This window comes from Micromonospora ureilytica (assembly GCF_015751765.1).
In the GTDB taxonomy this organism is placed as follows: domain Bacteria; phylum Actinomycetota; class Actinomycetes; order Mycobacteriales; family Micromonosporaceae; genus Micromonospora; species Micromonospora ureilytica.
In genome coordinates this window covers 7023804-7040973 of the sequence record NZ_JADOTX010000001.1, presented here as the reverse complement: position 1 = coordinate 7040973, position 17170 = coordinate 7023804, and the positions used below count along the sequence as shown (strand labels likewise).

The 17170-nt window shown below is 71.1% G+C and carries 20 protein-coding genes; 5 read left to right on the top strand and 15 right to left on the bottom strand.

Annotation, left to right across the window (positions count from 1 at the left end):
* Positions 1–36 precede the first annotated feature (36 nt).
* The 4 genes from IW248_RS32465 to IW248_RS32450 all read right to left on the bottom strand — a co-directional run bounded on the left by IW248_RS32465 (position 37) and on the right by IW248_RS32450 (position 4172).
* A complete protein-coding gene (locus tag IW248_RS32465; protein ID WP_124820450.1) occupies positions 37–321 on the bottom strand; it encodes a GlsB/YeaQ/YmgE family stress response membrane protein in 285 nt (94 codons plus the stop codon).
* A gap of 667 nt (positions 322–988) precedes the next feature.
* Positions 989–1273 carry a GlsB/YeaQ/YmgE family stress response membrane protein gene (locus IW248_RS32460; protein WP_091409827.1) on the bottom strand — a complete coding sequence of 95 codons (285 nt, stop codon included), beginning with the start codon at positions 1271–1273 and terminating at the stop codon, positions 989–991.
* Between the two features lie 368 nt (positions 1274–1641).
* Complete coding sequence (lepA, locus tag IW248_RS32455; protein ID WP_124820452.1) at positions 1642–3519, bottom strand: translation elongation factor 4; 1878 nt, start codon at positions 3517–3519, stop codon at positions 1642–1644.
* Positions 3520–3635: 116 nt separating this feature from the next.
* On the bottom strand, positions 3636–4172 hold the full coding sequence (locus IW248_RS32450; protein ID WP_196929929.1) for a DUF4240 domain-containing protein: 537 nt from the start codon (positions 4170–4172) through the stop codon (positions 3636–3638).
* 61 nt (positions 4173–4233) lie between these two features.
* Between IW248_RS32450 and IW248_RS32445 the strand changes: the two genes are divergently transcribed.
* Positions 4234–5220: a phosphotransferase gene (locus IW248_RS32445; protein ID WP_196929928.1), complete on the top strand. Its 987-nt coding sequence runs from the start codon at positions 4234–4236 to the stop codon at positions 5218–5220.
* A gap of 259 nt (positions 5221–5479) precedes the next feature.
* A complete protein-coding gene (rpsT, locus tag IW248_RS32440) occupies positions 5480–5746 on the top strand; it encodes a 30S ribosomal protein S20 (RefSeq protein ID WP_196929927.1) in 267 nt (88 codons plus the stop codon).
* 166 nt (positions 5747–5912) lie between these two features.
* On the opposite strand, the gene IW248_RS32435 is transcribed toward rpsT, so the two are convergent.
* The 4 genes from IW248_RS32435 to IW248_RS32420 all read right to left on the bottom strand — a co-directional run bounded on the left by IW248_RS32435 (position 5913) and on the right by IW248_RS32420 (position 10694).
* Entirely contained in the window at positions 5913–6329 is a 417-nt protein-coding gene (locus IW248_RS32435; RefSeq protein WP_307788341.1) for a hypothetical protein, read from the bottom strand.
* 17 nt (positions 6330–6346) lie between these two features.
* Positions 6347–7327, bottom strand: coding sequence for a DNA polymerase III subunit delta (gene holA / locus IW248_RS32430; RefSeq protein ID WP_196929925.1), 981 nt, complete (start codon positions 7325–7327; stop codon positions 6347–6349).
* A 143-nt stretch (positions 7328–7470) separates the two neighbouring features.
* On the bottom strand, positions 7471–9876 hold the full coding sequence (locus IW248_RS32425; RefSeq protein ID WP_196929924.1) for a ComEC/Rec2 family competence protein: 2406 nt from the start codon (positions 9874–9876) through the stop codon (positions 7471–7473).
* Positions 9873–10694, bottom strand: coding sequence for a ComEA family DNA-binding protein (locus IW248_RS32420; RefSeq protein WP_196929923.1), 822 nt, complete (start codon positions 10692–10694; stop codon positions 9873–9875). The genes IW248_RS32425 and IW248_RS32420 overlap by 4 nt, the downstream gene beginning before the upstream one ends.
* 187 nt (positions 10695–10881) lie before the next feature.
* On the opposite strand from IW248_RS32420, the gene hemC reads away from it, so the two are divergent.
* On the top strand, positions 10882–11817 hold the full coding sequence (hemC, locus tag IW248_RS32415) for a hydroxymethylbilane synthase (RefSeq protein WP_196929922.1): 936 nt from the start codon (positions 10882–10884) through the stop codon (positions 11815–11817).
* Positions 11818–11928: 111 nt separating this feature from the next.
* Positions 11929–12327: an integrase gene (locus IW248_RS32410; RefSeq protein WP_196929921.1), complete on the top strand. Its 399-nt coding sequence runs from the start codon at positions 11929–11931 to the stop codon at positions 12325–12327.
* Between the two features lie 40 nt (positions 12328–12367).
* Here the strand turns inward: IW248_RS32410 and IW248_RS32405 are convergent, their stop codons facing one another.
* Complete coding sequence (locus IW248_RS32405; protein ID WP_112604312.1) at positions 12368–12742, bottom strand: VOC family protein; 375 nt, start codon at positions 12740–12742, stop codon at positions 12368–12370.
* Positions 12743–12970: 228 nt separating this feature from the next.
* Complete coding sequence (locus IW248_RS32400; protein ID WP_196929920.1) at positions 12971–13174, bottom strand: hypothetical protein; 204 nt, start codon at positions 13172–13174, stop codon at positions 12971–12973.
* Positions 13175–13424: 250 nt separating this feature from the next.
* Here IW248_RS32400 and IW248_RS32395 point away from each other — a divergent pair, with 250 nt between their 5' ends.
* Positions 13425–13646 (top strand): GntR family transcriptional regulator, encoded by a 222-nt coding sequence (locus tag IW248_RS32395; RefSeq protein ID WP_091409860.1) that lies wholly within the window; start codon positions 13425–13427, stop codon positions 13644–13646.
* Between the two features lie 19 nt (positions 13647–13665).
* On the opposite strand, the gene IW248_RS32390 is transcribed toward IW248_RS32395, so the two are convergent.
* From IW248_RS32390 to nadD, 5 genes are all read right to left on the bottom strand, one after another.
* Positions 13666–14439: an SDR family NAD(P)-dependent oxidoreductase gene (locus IW248_RS32390; protein WP_196929919.1), complete on the bottom strand. Its 774-nt coding sequence runs from the start codon at positions 14437–14439 to the stop codon at positions 13666–13668.
* A gap of 3 nt (positions 14440–14442) precedes the next feature.
* A complete protein-coding gene (locus IW248_RS32385) occupies positions 14443–15297 on the bottom strand; it encodes a DegV family protein (RefSeq protein ID WP_196929918.1) in 855 nt (284 codons plus the stop codon).
* A gap of 48 nt (positions 15298–15345) precedes the next feature.
* Entirely contained in the window at positions 15346–16005 is a 660-nt protein-coding gene (locus tag IW248_RS32380; protein WP_196929917.1) for a histidine phosphatase family protein, read from the bottom strand.
* A complete protein-coding gene (rsfS, locus tag IW248_RS32375; RefSeq protein ID WP_124817468.1) occupies positions 16002–16409 on the bottom strand; it encodes a ribosome silencing factor in 408 nt (135 codons plus the stop codon). The genes IW248_RS32380 and rsfS overlap by 4 nt, the downstream gene beginning before the upstream one ends.
* A 110-nt stretch (positions 16410–16519) precedes the next feature.
* Positions 16520–17116 carry a nicotinate-nucleotide adenylyltransferase gene (nadD, locus tag IW248_RS32370; RefSeq protein ID WP_124817466.1) on the bottom strand — a complete coding sequence of 199 codons (597 nt, stop codon included), beginning with the start codon at positions 17114–17116 and terminating at the stop codon, positions 16520–16522.
* Between the last annotated feature and the right edge of the window lie 54 nt (positions 17117–17170).

Below are 17170 nucleotides of genomic sequence, written 5' to 3'. Positions count from 1 at the left end.
ACAAGTAGTGCTGTGTCGTCAGATGATGCCGGGTCGTTATCGGGTGACGCGGCGGCGGCCACCCACACCGGCCACCAGCGCGACAGCGATCGCGGCCACCACGACCTGCACCAGCAGCTCGCCCCAGTCGACACCGTTCGTCTCGGTCGCGATGCCGATGGCCCGCGCCAGGATCGTGCCCAGCAGCGCAGCGCCGACACCGATCAGCAGGTGCAGCCAGATCGGCATGTTCTGCCGGCCCGGGACGACCAGGCGGCCGAGCGCGCCGACGATGAGACCAACAACGATCGCAGTGATGATGCCCCACACGGTGAGCTCCACGGCCACCCTCCTTCAAGAATGTCTGACACACGGTTCGTGTGCTTCCTGTCGTGACCGTTAATTGCCCGACCCACCTAAATTCCAAACCGACTTCACTCACGAAACGATCACGACTTGGCCGACAGGAACACGTACCACCGCAGGCCCCATCCGACCGTCGGTCCACCCGCCCCGGACACCCCGGGCCGCCGGACACCTGGGCCACCGGGCCACCGGGCCGCGTTCAACAAAAGGTCGTTGAGGCCGCCGCATCCCGCGGAGCCGGATGACGTCGTCCAACCGGAGCGGACCGAGAGATCTTGGACAGTTTCCGTTCCCGTGGAACGGAAACTGTCCAAGATCTCTCGACACGCGGCTGCGAGATGGACTTGCCGGGGGTGATGGCACTGCTGCACGGCGGTACATCCACCCAGGACGCCTCGACGTCACCGCAATCGAGCCGATCACCGCGATCCAGCCCATCGGGGACGCTCGACAGGGCGCCGCAGACCTCCGGCGGGCTCGCCCACAGACCTCGAGCCGCACGCCGGAGACGTCGGACGAGAGGCCGTCGCGGTGGACAGAACCGGTGACGACCGTGGGCGGCGGGGTGGAACGCCGATGGGCGCCCGACCTGTCGGTCGGGCGCCCATCGAGGTGTCGCGGTGGTACGGCTGATGCTGTGGTGTTACCGGGTCACGCGGCGGCGGCCACCCACACCGGCAACCAGTGCGACAGCGATCGCGGCCACCACGACCTGCACCAGCAGCTCGCCCCAGTCGATGCCGCTCGTCTCGGTCGCGATGCCGATGGCCCGCGCCAGGACGGTGCCCAGCAGGGCCGCGCCAATACCGATCAGCATGTGCAGCCAGATCGGCATGTTCTGCCGGCCCGGGACGACCAGACGGCCGAGCGCGCCGACGATGAGACCAACAACGATCGCAGTGATGATGCCCCACACGGTGAACTCCACGGTCGCCCTCCTTCAAAAGAATGTCTGACACACGATGTGTGCGCTTCCTGTCGTGACGGCTAAGTGCCCGACCCACCGAAAGCCCAAACCGACTCACCGCTAAGGACAACGTCAGTCGTCAATGTTTTCGGGGTGCGTCGGTTGGCACGTGGGTGCGTCCACACAGGTAGAAGCCCATGTCGTCGACCGGCCGACCCCACGACAGCGACAGAAAAATTTCCGCACCCGGCGGTCACACTCGCGCCCGGCCGGCAGTAACGGCGGGCCCGACAGAGGCCAGGGCGGGCGAGCACGCGGGACAGGCGGGCACACCGGAAACGCGACGCGCCCGGGTGCGTGTGGCACCCGGGCGCGTACGGCGTCGCGACCTACTTCTTGCCGGCGGCCTTGCCGTCGCCGGAGTCGGAGGAGAGGGCGGCGATGAAGGCCTCCTGCGGCACCTCGACCCGGCCGACCATCTTCATCCGCTTCTTGCCCTCCTTCTGCTTCTCCAGCAGCTTGCGCTTACGGCTGATGTCGCCGCCGTAGCACTTGGCGAGCACGTCCTTGCGGATCGCCCGGATGGTTTCCCGGGCGATGACCCGGCTGCCGATGGCCGCCTGGATCGGCACCTCGAACTGCTGGCGCGGGATCAGGGTGCGCAGCTTGGCGGCGATGGTGACGCCGTAGTTGTACGCCTTGTCCTTGTGCACGATGGCGCTGAACGCGTCCACCGGCTCGCCGTGCAGGAGGATGTCCACCTTCACGAGCTCGGACGCCTGCTCGCCGGAGGGCTCGTAGTCGAGCGAGGCGTAGCCCTTGGTACGGCTCTTCAGCTGGTCGAAGAAGTCGTAGATGATCTCCGCGAGGGGCAGCGTGTAGCGCAGCTCCACCCGGTCGGCGGAGAGGTAGTCCATGCCGAGCAGGGTGCCGCGCCGGCCCTGGCAGAGCTCCATGATCGCGCCCACGTAGTCGTTGGGCGTCAGCACGGTGGCCCGGACCACCGGCTCGTACACCTCGGCGATCTTGCCGGTGGGGTACTCGCTCGGGTTGGTCACGACGATCTCCTCGCCGTCGTCCGTGATCGCCCGGTAGACGACGTTGGGCGCGGTGGAGATCAGGTCGAGGTTGTACTCGCGCTCCAGCCGCTCCCGGATGATCTCCAGGTGGAGCAGGCCGAGGAAGCCGCAGCGGAAGCCGAAGCCGAGCGCGCCGGAGGTCTCCGGCTCGTAGTCCAGGGCGGCGTCGTTGAGCTTGAGCTTGTCCAACGCCTCGCGCAGGTTCGGGTAGTCGGACCCGTCGATCGGGTAGAGGCCGGAGTAGACCATCGGCTTCGGGTCCTTGTAGCCACCCAACGCCTCGGTCGCCGGCCGGCTGTTGATGGTGACAGTGTCACCGACCCGGGACTGCCGGACGTCCTTCACACCGGTGATCAGGTAGCCGACCTCGCCGACGCCGAGCGCGTCGGCCTTGACCATCTCGGGTGAGATGACGCCGATCTCCAGCAGCTCGTGCACCGCCCCGGTGGACATCATCTTGATCCGGTCGCGGGCGCTGATCCGGCCGTCGATGACCCGGACGTACGTGACGACGCCGCGGTAGACGTCGTACACCGAATCGAAGATCATCGCCCGGGCGGGTGCCACGGCGTCGCCGACCGGTGGGATGAACTGCCGGACGATCTCGTCGAGCAGGTACGGGACGCCCTCACCGGTCTTGCCGGAGACCCGGATGCAGTCGGCGGGGTCGCCGCCGATGAGGTGGGCCAGCTCCTCGGCGTACTTCTCCGGCTGCGCGGCCGGCAGGTCGATCTTGTTGAGCACCGGGATGATGCGCAGGTCGTTCTCGAGAGCCAGGTAGAGGTTCGCCAGGGTCTGCGCCTCGATGCCCTGTGCGGCGTCGACAAGCAGCACGGCGCCCTCGCAGGCGGCCAGCGACCGGGACACCTCGTAGGTGAAGTCCACGTGCCCCGGGGTGTCGATCATGTTGAGCACCGCGTGCTCGCCGGCCCGCTCACCCTCGCGGATGGTCCACGGCATGCGGACGGCCTGGCTCTTGATGGTGATGCCGCGCTCGCGCTCGATGTCCATCCGGTCCAGGTACTGCGCGCGCATCTGCCGTGGGTCGACCACACCGGTGAGCTGCAGCATCCGGTCGGCCAGGGTCGACTTCCCGTGGTCGATGTGGGCGATGATGCCGAAGTTCCGGAGGCGACCGGGGTCGGTGGAACCGGGAGCGTTCGCGCCGGGATCGAGCTTCGGTGGCACAGCGGTCCGTTCTGGTCGGCTGACGTGAACAGGCCGGCGCGCCGCCGACCCCCTCTATGTTCCCACGCCGCCGGGGTAGGTCCGCTGCGCGGGCGATGGATCGACCCGAGAACCCCTCACTCCAGCGGCGGCTCAACGAAGAGCGCGGCCAGCCGGGGCAGCCGCCGACGCGCCTCGTCCTCGTCGTCGAAGTCCCAGAAGTCGTTGAGGTCCGGTGTCCGCACCGGGTCGCGGTCCGCCGGCAGTTCGCTCGCGGTGGCCTTGCGGTACGCGTCCCAGGGCACCGAGAGCATCTGCTCGGCGGAGAACTCCTCGCCGCTGAGCGAGGCCGCCCGCACCTGGGGCAATTCGGCCAGCGAGTCCGGTTCGGCGACCGCGCGGGCGAAGACGGCACGACCCTGGGTCATCAGCCAGCCCCGGAAGTGTTCGAAGCCGTCGGCCGAGGCACCACCGTTGATCAGGTACGCCGCGCCCCAGAGATCCGCCTTGTGCGAGGCGGCCAGCACCCGTGTCTGGTGCCGCGCGTACCCGATGATGTCCTCCGGGTCGCGCTCGGCGAGCAGCGCGACGGCCCGCGCCGCGACCGGGCCGGGCTCACCGCCGCCGCCGGCCCGCGCCTCGTCGATCAACTGCCAGAAGTCCTCGGTCCTCATGGCTTGGCAGTCTGGCAGTGTCGCCGTGCGTCGCGCACGTACCCCGGGGCAGCATGGTGGCATGTCCCCTCCCCTGCTGCCGCCGGTGCCGTACCACGCGAGCGCCCTGCGCCCGTCGTGGCCGGCCTTACCGGCGGCACTGCGGGCCGCGGTCGCCGAACGGCTGGGCGCGCCGGTGGTCACCGCCCGGGTCGCGGGCGCGGGCTTCACCCGCGGCTTCGCCGCCGTGCTCGACACCGCCGACGGTGGTCGGGCCTTCGTCAAGGCCGCACCCGCCGCCGAGCAACCGCATCTGGTCAACTGGTACGCCCGAGAGGCCGCGATCCTCGACCGGCTGCCGGCGGACCTGCCGGCGCCGCCCCCCCGGTGGACCCTCTCCGCGGCCGGCTGGTTCGTGCTGTGTACCGACGCCGTCGACGGGCACACCCCGCGCCTGCCCTGGGCGCCCGCCGAGTTGGACGCCACCCTCGCCGGGTACGCGCAGGTCGCCGCCGCCCTGGCCGACCCGCCGGCCGAGTTGACCGCGCTCGGCCTGCCGCGCCTGGCCGACCTGGCCAGGTCGGACATCCTCTGGTGGGAAGAGGTCGCCGCCGGTCGTGAGCCGAGCCCGCCACTGCCCGCGCCACTCCTGGGCCGGCTGCCCGAGCTGGTGGAGTTGGAGTCCCTCCTCCCCCGGTACGCCGACGGGGCGACCGGCCTGATCCACGGCGATCTGCGGGTCGACAACGTGCTGATCGGCGCGGACGGCCGAGCCTGGTTCTGCGACTGGACCTGGGTCTGCTCCGGGCCGGCCTGGTTCGACGTGGCCGGCCTGCTGCTCACCGCGTACGCCAGCGGGTTGGACGCGGACCGTCTCTTCGCCGCGCACCCGGCCACCGCCGGCGCGCCCCCGGACGCCCTGGACGCGACCCTGGCCGCGTTGGCCGGCTACTACCTGACCGGCGCTGCGGCGGCACCACCGACGGCCTCGCCGCACCTGCCCGCCCATCAGCGATGGAGCGGCGAGCAGTCGCTCGACTGGCTGGCCCGCCGCCAGGGCTGGCGGTGAAGCGGACCGGGCTGGCGGGGATGCGAGCCGGGCTGGCGGGGACGCGAGCCGGGCTGCCGCCCGGGCTGGCGGGTGAGCCGCTGCCCTGGTCGAGGGCGTAACCTGGTCCCCGACGGGCCGGGTCCGTCCGCGCGAAGGCCGAGCCGTTTTGGCTCGTCCCGGGCGACCTGGTAACCTGGCTCTTCGCGCAGCGATGACGCATGTTCGTCATCACGCGCAATAAGCTGACCAACCCGAGCTATCAAGACGAGGCTGTCGCGTGGCGAACATCAAGTCCCAGATCAAGCGCAACCGGCAGAACGAGAAGGCCCGGCTGCGCAACAAGTCGGTCAAGTCGTCGCTGAAGACCGCCGTCCGGAAGTTCCACGAGGCTGCCGAGGCCGGTGACGTCGAGAAGGCGACCGCGCTCATGCTGGACGCCTCGCGCAAGCTGGACAAGGCCGTCAGCAAGGGCGTGATCCACTCCAACCAGGCCGCGAACCGCAAGTCCGCGATCGCAAAGCGCGTGGTGTCGCTCTCCGTCTGACGACTTCACCGTCAGACTGATTCGGAAAGCCCCGGGCCCAGGCCCGGGGCTTCCGTGTGCCCAGCGGCCGGCCGTCCAAGCCCTCAGAGCAGCATGCCCGCCTTGAGCGCCCGCCTTGAGATCTTGGAAGGAAAGTGCCCCAAGAGGGGCCGTTCCGCTCCAAGATCTACGACGAGTGCGTCGGTGGGCGCGTCGGCGCGTCGGTGTGCGGGGGCGATGTGTCCGTCGCCACGACGACGCCGGGCACGCTGTGCAGGATCCACTCCACCTGCGCTCGCCCGACCGCCGGCTCCATCTGCCGGCGAAACCGGTCCCGTTCCTGCTCGGGCACGAGCGCGGCGGAACGGACAACGACCGCGGCCACCATGTCGTTGAGTTTGACCATGGCCGCCACCACGACCGGCAACACCAGCACCGCCCACCAGCTGACCAACTCGGCGAGGGCGAGCAGCACCGCCAGGGCGATGGCGCCCTCGAAGAAGAGGAAGCACAGCACCCCGCCGGGGTTGACGAACCGCAGGCCGAGCAGCCGGGCGTAGAGCGGCCGGTAGCGCTCCTCGTCCACTCCAATGGTTGCCCACACTGGGCGGTTCGCCCTCGTCACCTGGTGCTGCCCTGCCGGGCCGCCGCGACGGAGAAGACCGCACGTTCCAGGGCGTACGCCCGGTCGTCGGAGCCGCCCTTGACGGCCGCGTTGCACTCGGCGGCGACCTGCATCGCCCGGACCAGGCCCTCCGGCGTCCAGCCCCGCGCCTGCCGCTGCGCCCGTTCGATCTTCCAGGCGGGCATTCCGAGGCTGCTGGCGAGCTGGTACGCATTACCTCGCCCGGCCGATGCCACCCGGGCCACCGTGCGCACGCCGTCGGCCAGGGCGTCGGCGATGGGCACCGGGTCGACCCCGACATGCAGGGCCCAGCGCAGTGCCTCAAGCGCCGCCGGCACGTCGCCGACCATTGTGGCGTCGGCCACCGTGAAGCCGGTCACCTCGACCCGGCCCCGGTAGTAACGGGAGACCGTCTCGGCGCTGATCCGCCCGTCAGTGTCGGCGATCAGTTGGGAGCAGGCGGCGGCCAGCTCGCGCAGGTCGTTGCCGACCGCGGCGATGAGCGCTTCGGCGGCGTCGTCGGTGCACTTTCCGCCGGCCCGGCGGATCTCGTCGCGGACGAAGGTCACCCGGTCGCGGTGCCCCTTGAGCTTGCCGGCCGGGACCACCGTCGCGCCGGCCGCCCGCAGACCGTCGGCGAACGCCTTGCCTTTCGCACCGCCCAGGTGCAGCACCAGCAGTTGGACGTCCGGGTCGGGGTTCTTCGCGTACGCCAACAGCGCGGCGACCAGATCCTTGCGGGCGTCCTGGCCGGAACGCAGGACCAGCAGCCGCCGTCCGCCGAACAGCGAAGGGCTGAGCATCTCGGCGATCTCGCCGACGGTGAGCGCACTGGCCTGGTACTCGCGGACGTCCACCTCGGCGTCGACGCTGCGAACCTTCGCGACAGCTTCGGTGACCGCGCGCGTGGCGAGCAGTTCCTCGTCACCGAGGACGAGCAGAATGGGGGCGAGGCTGGCGGGGGTCACGTCGCCCATATTCGCACGGCCTGCGGCGGGATCGTGCCTGCTCATTCGCTGCTTGATCGGCGCAGCCCGCACACAGCGCAAATCCAGACATCCGGCTCAATTACCCGTTTAATCCGCAAGTCACCCGCTCAATGGACCGCCCGCCGCCTTGATCAGGGTTGTCGGCCTGCGGGCACACCTCGCCGGGCCACCGCCAGGCCGTCGCCCGTTCGGACCGCCGCCACATCGCCGTCCGTGTCGGTACGCAGCACCCGCACGCCGCCTCTGCTCAGTCGGGCAAGCAACCCCGGACTCGGGTGCCCGTAGGTGTTGCCCGTGCCCACCGGCACGAGCGCCACCGTCGGCCGCACCGCGTCGAGGAAGCCCGGGTCCTGGTACGCCGACCCGTGATGAGCGATTTTCAGCACGTCCGCCCGTAGCTGGCCGGGCGCCGCCCGCGTCACCATCGCGTGCTGCTCCTCGGTTTCCGCGTCGCCGGCCAGCAGGATCCGCACCCCGGCCACCGTGGCGCGCAGCACCAGCGAGTTGTTGTTGGGGTCGGACCTGGTCCCGGCCAGCGGGTACGGCGGGCCGAGCACCAACAGGTCGACCCCGCCCACGGGATGGCGAGCGCCGGCCACCGTGGTCAGCAGCGCTGCCCGCCCGCCGGCGGCCGCCGCCCGGACCTGGTCCCGGCCGCTCTCCGGGTCGGTCGACGAAGGCATCAGCACGGCACCCACCCGCCGCCCCCGGAACACCCCGGCGACCCCGCCCACGTGGTCGGCGTGGAAGTGGCTGATCACCAGCAGGGGCACCTCCCGTACGCCGAGCCGACGCAGGCAACCGTCCACCGCACCCGGTTCCGGCCCGGCGTCCACCACCACGGCCCGGCCGGGGTCGACCGGGAGCACCAGGGCGTCGCCCTGGCCCACCTCGCAGGCCACCACCACCCAGCCGGCGGGCGGCCAACCGGCGGCCATCAGCCGAACCGGCAGGGCACCCAGCGCGGCGGCGACACCGACAACCGCCACCAGCCGGCGTACGAGTGGCCGGCGCACCGCGATCAGCAGCGCAACGGTCAGCCCGGTCAGCAGGAGGGCACCGGGCACCCCGCCCGGCCACGGCAGGGTGCCGCCCGGCAGTCGAGCACCCTGCCGGGCGATGATCACCAGCCACCAGGCCGGCCAACTCGCCAGCCACGCGACGAACTCGGCACCGGCCGGCCAGATCGGCGACATCATGGCCGCCAGCACGCCCAGCACGGTCGCCGGCGCGATGGCCGGCACCGCCAGCAGATTGGCCGGCACCGCCACCAGGCTCACCGTGCCGGAGATCCCGGCGACGACCGGGCCGCAGGCAAGTTGGGCGGCCGCCGGCACGGCCAACGCCTCGGCCAGCCCCGGCGGGACGCCTCGCCGCCGCAACCCGTCCCGCCAGCGTGGCGCGAGCAGCAGCAGGCCACCGGTGGCCAGCACGGAGAGCGCGAACCCCGGGTCCCCGGCCAGCTCGGGGTCGACGAGCACCAGCACGGTCACGGCGGCGGCCAACGCGGGCAACGCCGCGCGGGGACGACCGGCGGCGAGCGCGGCGAGACCGATCGCGCCCATCGTGGCGGCTCGTACGACGCTCGGCGACGGACGGACCAGAATGACGAACCCCACGAGCGCCACCCCGCACAGCCCGGCAGCGAGCCACGGACCGGCCCGCGACCACCGGGCCAGCAACAACACCGCACCCACCACGATCGCCACGTTGGAGCCGGAGACCGCGTTGAGATGGGTCATCCCGGTGGCCTGGAACTCCGCCTCGACGGCGGGTGGCAGTCGGCTGGTGTCGCCCACCACCAGACCGGGCAGCAGCCCACCGGGGTCGTCGGGCAGCGGCGCGCAGGCGCGTTGCAGGCCGGTACGCAGCGTCCCGGCGGCGCGCTGCGCCCAGGACGGCGCACCGTGCCGCTCCGGTGGGCCGTTGGTGCTGAGCACCGCCGCGGTGAGGTCGCCACCGTGCGGTACGCCGAGCCGGCCGTCGGCGGTGAGGCGCTGCCCGGGCAACAGGCCCCGCCAGGCCGGGTCGGTGGCCAGGACGAGCAGCCGCACCGACGCGTGGATCCGCCGACCATCCGGGCCGGTGAGCCGAACCAGTTCGGTCGAGACCAGCAACATGCCTAGCCGCCCGGCGCTCCGGATCGGGCGCGGGTCGTCCCGGACGACCAGGTCGGCGGTGACCGGAGCTCGTTGCTCAGCGAGGGCACGGATCGGCGGCGCGTCGCGAACGGCGAGCTGGGCGGCGGTGCCCGCACCACCGCAGACCACACCGAGGCCGACCGCCACGGCGACCCACCCGTAACGCCGCAGCATGGGTCGGGGACGGCCGAGGCGGCCGAGCAGGTGCACAGCACCAAGCGCCGTCAGCCCGGCCGCCGTGCCGGCCACCAGCAGGAGGGTGCTGCTGCCGAGGTGCAGGCCGGCGAGCGCCGTGAGCCAGGCCGCCACGGCGAGCCCCGCCAGTCTCAGATCCGGCGGCTCGGGCTGCGCCACGCCGACCGGCGGTGGGTCGGCGGCTCCGGCGAACCCGCTCACACCGTCACCAGATCCTTGAGCTGCTCGTAGCGGGCATCGCCGATCCCGTCGACCTGGCGTAGGTCGCCGACGGACTTGAACCCGCCGTGCTGATCACGGTGAGCGAGGATCCGTTGGGCGAGCACCGGCCCCACCCCGGGCAGCGCGTCGAGCTGGGCCAGTGTCGCGGTGTTGAGGTTCAGCGGCCCGACGGCGGGTGCCGCACCGCCCGCCACAGGCCCGGCCGCGCCCGGCACCGGCGGTGGCGTCACCCCCACCACGATCAACTCGCCGTCGGTGACCTTGCGGGCGGGGTTGAGCAGCGCCACGTCAACCCCGGGCAGCGCGCCGCCGGCCGCCTGCACCGCGTCGGCGAGACGGGACCCGGCCGGCAGGCGTACCAAACCGGGTTTTCGGACCTTGCCCGCGACCGCCACCACCAACTCGCCGGAGCCGGACACGCTGGGGTCACCCGCCGGTGCGGCCGACGCAGTTTCGCTGGCCAGCGGCGCGATCGGCTCCGACTGCGGCCGGGCCTGCCAGGCCCAGCCTGCCGCACCCACGACCACCACCACGGCGACGACCGCCAAGGCCCGCACACCGCGCCGCCCAGGGTCGAACGCCCCTGGCCCGGGCAACCGTGACTCGGGCGGGAGGGCAAGGCCGTCCGAAGCCGACTCCGCGACAGGCGCGGCGGGTCGGGAGGCAGGCGGCCCACCGACCAGGGACGACGAGGGTACGCCCGTGAGCGGCGCCTCCGGCCGGGGCAGCGGTGCGACAACCGCCTCCGTCAGCCGGCGCAGGCGCTGGCGTACCTCTGTCTCCTCGTCGTGCGACACACCGCGACGCTATGGCGGCGGCCGGGACGGTGGAGCGGGACGACGCCGTCCTGTGGACAACCACCGCCACTGTGGACAACGCCCTGATCATGCTCCGATCTGCTAGGCAGGAGTCGAATTTCGGCACTTGGCCTGGGCGCCGGGTCTGGTCGCCGACGACCGCATCGACCGGACTACCCTCCCTGGTATGTCCGACACTCGCCTGCTGCGCATCGGCACCCGCAACTCTCCGATGGCTCTCGCCCAGGTCGAGCGGGTCCGCGCGATGCTCGCCGACCGGCACCCCGACGTCACGGTGGACGTGCTGTCGATGTCGACAAGCGGGGACCGCTGGCACGGTGACCTGGCCGCCCTGGGCGGCAAGGGGGCATTCACCAAGGAGGTGGACGCCGCCCTGATCGCCGGGGATGTGGACCTGGTGGTGCACTGCGTCAAGGACGTCCCCGGAGACCGGCCGGCACCAGCCGGCACGGTGATGGCCGCCTACCTGGCCCGTGACGACGTCCGGGGCTGCCTCGTCCACCCGGGCGGGCTGCGGATCGACCAGCTGCCCCCCGGCACCCGGATCGGCACCTCAGCGGTCCGGCGGGTGGCGCAGCTGGCGCTGCACTGGCCGGGCCTGGTGCCGGTGGCCATCCGGGGCAACGCGAACAGCAGACTGGCCAAGCTCGACGCCGGGGACAGGTACGACGCGCTGCTGCTCGCTTTCTCCGGGCTGGAGCGGATCGGGCAGGCCGCCCGGATCACCCACCCGATCGACGTCGACACGATGGTCCCGGCCGTCGGCTCCGGCACCCTCGTCCTGCAGTGCCGGGAAGACGACACCCGCACCCGTGACCTGGCAGCCAGCCTCGGCGACCCACAGGCCTGGCGCGAGACCGTGGCGGAGCGGACCGTGCTGCACATCCTGCAGGGCAACTGTCACTCCCCCATCGCTGCGCTTGCCCGCACCGAACCCGACGGACGCCTCGGCCTACGGGCGAGAGTGATCAGCCTCGACGGTAAGACCGTGCTCGACGTACACGAATGGGCAGCCGATCCGATCACCCTCGGGACCTCCGTCGCCGCCGCCCTGCTCCGGCAGGGCGCCCGTGACCTCCTCGACCTGTCCGCGCACGCCTGACCACCCGCCGGGTACCGCCGTCACGCATCGGTAAGTTAATTCCCACCGCTCCATTGGGGAGTGCGACGTAGAGTACGCCTCATCGATCTTGAAGGATCGGAGGTGGCTCGGATGCGGGCTCGACTACGGCAGATACACATCGACGGGCACACCTACACGTGGCGCGCGGCGCTGCACCGCGTACAGATCGATGGCTTCCACCACCGGGCGGTCTACGTCCGGGCCTGGGGTGGCGGCGGCAAGAACGGCCAGAAGCTCGAAGCGGATCTGTTGTCGGCCCCCGGGCCGTACATTGTCGACAGCGGCTACCCCACACCCGTCGACGTGCGGGCCGTCATCATCTGCGGCCTGAAGAGTGGATGGCAGCCAGAGCAGCGGGGCGGAACGTTCGTGCTGTACGACCGCGAGCATGGGGCCAGCTTCGCAGCGTCGGGGTTCCAGCTGACCAATCCCGTACACCCAGGCGAGAGCGCGGACCCCACGATCCACGAGGCTCAGCAGCGAGGCTGACGGCCGGTGGGCAACGGTGCCCGACCGGCCGCCGGGCCTGCTACAGGTACGGTCGGGTGATGATCTCGATGGCGTGCCCCGCCGGGTCGAAGAAGTAGAAGCCCCGCCCACCGTGCTCGGTGTTGGTCTCCCCTTCCCGCTTCAGCTGCGGGTCGGCCCAGTAGGTGATGCCGCGCCCCTCGACGAACGCCAGGCAGCGCACGAACAACTCGTCGTCGACGAGGAACGCGTAGTGCTGCATCTGGATGTCCACCGGCGGCTCGGCGAACTGGAGCAGCACACCCTCGTCCAGTTGGACGTTGGCAAACGGCCCCCATGAAGGCGCCTCCGGCAGCTCGAACAGCTCCCGGTAGAACGCGGCCGAGGCGCTCTTGTCCTTGCTGGCGATGATCGTGTGGTTGAACGTGACTGTCATCCGTACCGTCTTCTTCCCGGTCGATCCGAAGACCCGACCGGAGGCCCACAGCGTTCACCCAGCCACGCAGATGACGAAGCCCCGAGGGCACCGACGCCCCGGATCCCGCACGAGAGACGCGTACATCGCATCGATCTCGGCGTGGTGGCTGAAGTAGCCAGAACCTCCGGGGGGTAGGCCCATCTGGGGCGCGCACGGAGGCTAACACAGCGGCGTGGGCAGGATCATTCACCGTTTCTGGAGCATGACCGAGGCGACCTCTGCCATGAGCGCCAACGCCCAGTCGAGTTGTCGGCACTCGTTGCGTCCTCGGCACTCCAGGCACCCGCCCGCCCGCCACGGCCGGTCGAGCGCCCGGGTCCAGTGAGCATCCAGTACCCGCTTGGCCGTGAACAGTTCGGTCGCCGTGGACACCGGTTCATCGATTGGCATGGTCGGCACCTCCGCACGATCCGAAGTAGCCCGCCCCGGGGGTCGAAGCCTTGCGGTGCACTCCCTCAGGGCGGGCGGACCGGATACCTCAGGAGTGCTGAAGTCCAGGAGCACCCGATCACTATCTCACTGTATCCACTGTCTCACTGTAGTCAAGTTCTCACTGTCTCCACTTTGCCGCGTTGTCGCCTTGTCTCGATCACACCCGGGCTGGAAACATGATCTCCGCTGAAGTCCGGGAGAGCCGCTCATGCCAACGAGACCACCGCACTACCGCCGCGTGGCGGATGACATCGAGCAGAAGATCCGCTCAGGCGAATACTCGCCCGGCCAACAACTGCCGTCGGTGTCCGAGATCGGCGAGCTGTACAACGTGGCACGCTCAACGGCCTATCGAGCGGTCAAGGAACTGCACGAGCGGAACCTGATCTACGGTCAGCAGGGCCAGGGCGTCTTCGTCGCCGACAGCTAGGCTCCGACCGGCACGAGGGTCAGCGGGCCTCTGGGTCGAGGCCGAGTACGGCCCGTCCGCCGTCCACCGGCAGCGTCACCCCGTTGACGAAGCTCGCCGCGGGCGACAGCAGGTACGCGACCGCCTCGGCCACCTCCTCGGCCCGCCCGATGCGGCCCACCGGGTGCAGCCGGGTCAGCTCGGCGTCGATCCACTGGGCCTGGTTGGGCTCCTGCGTGGCCAGGAATTCGGCGTGCCGCTCGGTGGCGATCGAGCCGAGCGCTACCGCATTGGCGCGAATGCCGTGCCGCCCGTACTCGACTGCCAGCGCCCGGGTGAGCCCCTCCACGGCGGCCTTCGCCGTCGCGTACGGCAGGGCACCTGACACCGGTCGACGGGCCTGGTGGGACGAGACGTTGACGATCGCGCCACCGGCGGCGCGGGCCAGGAAGCGGCGGACGGCGACTGCGGCGCCCACCACGGCTGGGCGCAGGTTCAAGTTGATCAGATCCAGCACCGTGTCGGCCGACGCGGAGTGCAGCGTGGCATCGCGGAACACCGCCGCGTTGTTCACCCAGCCGGTCAGTGGCGCGGCGTGGTCCGCCAGTTCGGCGGCGCGCTCGGCCACCTGCTCGTCGGCGGCGTCACCGACCACCGGGACGAGCCGATCGGCGGCCGGATGGCCGGCCAACCAGTCGACCGCGTCGGCGTCGCGTTCCAGTACGACGATGGTGGCGCCGGTCGCCACCAGCCGTTCAACCACAGCCCGGCCGACACCGCGACCGCCGCCGGTCACCACGCACGACGTGGACACGGCTCAGCCCTCCGGTCGGCGGTGGACGACCACGCAGGCCAGGCCGGGCCCGGCGTGCGCGGCGACGACGGCGCCCGCCTCGGAGACGTACGTGTCGCGCAGCCGGTCGCCGAACCGTTCGGTCAGCGCGGCGCGCAACGCCTCGGCCCGTTGCGGTGCGGCCAGGTGGTGCACCCCGAGATCCACGTCGTCGTCGCCGGCCGCCTCGACGGCAAGGTCCACGAGACGGGCCACTCCCCGGCTGGCGGTACGGACCTTCTCGCGCAGCACGATCGCCCCGTCCGGCATGTGCATGATCGGCTTGACGGACAGCGCGGTGCCGACCAACGCCTCGGCCGCGTTGATCCGGCCGCCCCGGCGCAGGAATTCCAGCGTGTCGACGTAGAACCAGACGGTGGTGCGGGCGATGGCGGCGAGCGCTGCGTCACGTACCCCGGCAAGGTCGGCGCCGGTCTCGGCGGCGATGGCGGCGGCGATGGCCGGAAACCCCAGCCCCATTCCCGCCGAGCGGCTGTCCACGACCTCGACCCGGCCGTCCAGGTCGGTGGCGGCCAGCCGGGCGGCCTCCACCGTGCCGGACAGCGCGGCGGAGAGGTGCACCGAGACGATCCCGTCGGCGCCGGCGTCGAGCAGTCGGCGGTACGTGCGGGCGAACTGCTCGGGTGCCGGGCGGGAGGTGGTCGCCGTGACCCGGCGGGCGCTCAGTGCCACTGTCGCGTCGGCCGGCTGGGTCTCCACCCCCTCCAGCCCTTCCACTCCGTTGAGTACGACGGTCAACGGCACGACGGTCAGCCGGTGCGCCTGCACCAGCTCGGGCGGAAGGTAGGCGGTGGAGTCGATGACAACCGCGACGGGCATGCCCGGCACGCTAGCCGATCGAGGGCGCGAACGCCGAGGCGCGAGTGCTCAGATCGCGTCGACGGCGACCGGGGCGGTGATCAGGCCGACGTTGTGCGCCCGCAACTGCCACCCACTGACGTCCTGCGGGCGCCCGATGGCCGGCGCGCGGTCGTCGTGCCGCAGCTCACTCCAGTGGCAGTTGGCCAACGAGCCGATGGAGCGCAGCACGCCGGTGTCCCAGCCGAGAAGGTGTCCCATGCCCTGGCGGGAGCCGCCACCGTGGGTGGCGATCACCACCGTGCCGCCGGGTGCCGCCTCGGCCGCCTCCCGCAGCGCGAGGCCGACCCGCTCGCCGAGGTCGTGCAGAGGCTCCACATCCGCGCCCGGGTCGGGGTCGCCGGCCCGCCAGCGCGCGTACTCCTCGGGGAAGCGTTCGGCGACCTCGGTGAGGTGCAGACCCTGCCACTGGCCGAAGTGCCGCTCGCGCAGCCGGGCGTCGGTGCGTACCGGAAGCCCGGTCAGCGCGGCGAGCGCGGCGGCGGTCTCCGCGGCGCGGCTCAGGTCGCTGGCCACGATGGCGTCGGGCCGCAGCGCCGCGAGCAGCGGCGCGGCGGCGCGCGCCTGGTCACGACCAAGATCGTTGAGGGGTACGTCGGTCTGCCCCTGGACACGGTTGGCGGCGTTCCAGTCGGTGTTGCCGTGCCGCCAGACGATCAGCCGGGTCATTCGGCGGCGGCGGACCCGCTGGCGTCGGCCTCGACCAGGTCGCGGTCGACGAACGGGATGGTGGGGCAGTCCTTCCACAGGCGGTCGAGCCCGTAGAACTCGCGCTCCTCGGTGTGCTGGACATGCACCACGATGTCGACGTAGTCGAGCAGCACCCAACGGCCACCACGCTCGCCCTCGCGCCGCACCGGCTTCGCCTTGTCCGGCAACTCCAGCAGGCTCTCCTCGATGGCGTCGACGATGGCCAGCACCTGACGCTCGTTGGGGGCGGCGGCGAGCACGAACGCGTCGGTGATGGCGAGCTGGTCGCCGACGTCGATGATCGTGATGTCCTGCGCCTTCTTGTCGGCGGCGGCCTGGGCGGCCGCGATAGCCAGCTCGTGAGCGCGTTCGGAAACTGTCACCGTTCTCCTTCGATCAAGCGTGCGATCCTCCAAGCGTCTCATACCCGCCGGCACCCCGATCGTCCAGTTCTGGTCGGTTAAGGGCACGAACCTGGGCATAAAGGGCGCGTTCAGCGCTGATAGAGGCTCCGCTTGGCGATGTACTGCACCACACCGTCGGGCACCAGATACCAGACCGGCTCACCCCTGGCGACCCGAGCGCGACAATCGGTCGACGAGATGGACATCGCGGGCACCTGGATCAGGCTGACGGTGTCCGCCGGAAGATGCTTGTCGGTCAGCGGGAAACCCGGCCGGGTCACGCCGACGAAGTGAGCCAGCTCGAAAATCTCGTCCAGGTCCTTCCAGGACAGGATGCGTTGCAGGGCGTCCGCGCCGGTGATGAAGAACAACTGCACCTTCGGGCCGTACTCGGCCTGAAGGTCACGCAACGTGTCGACCGTGTAGGTCGGCCCACTGCGGTCGATGTCGACCCGGCTGACCTGGAAGCGAGGGTTCGAGGCGGTGGCGATCACGGTCATCAGGTACCGGTCCTCGGCCGGGCTGACCGGCTCGTCGGCCTTCTGCCACGGCTGCCCGGTGGGGACGAAGACCACCTCGTCCAGGCCGAACCGGTCCGCCACCTCACTGGCCGCGACGAGGTGCCCGTGGTGAATCGGGTCAAAGGTGCCACCCATGATCCCGATCCGCCGGATATCTTCCTCCACCCAGTGATCGTAGGCCGAGCGTCGTGGCCGACCGCCCCGGCCCGGCGATCAAGG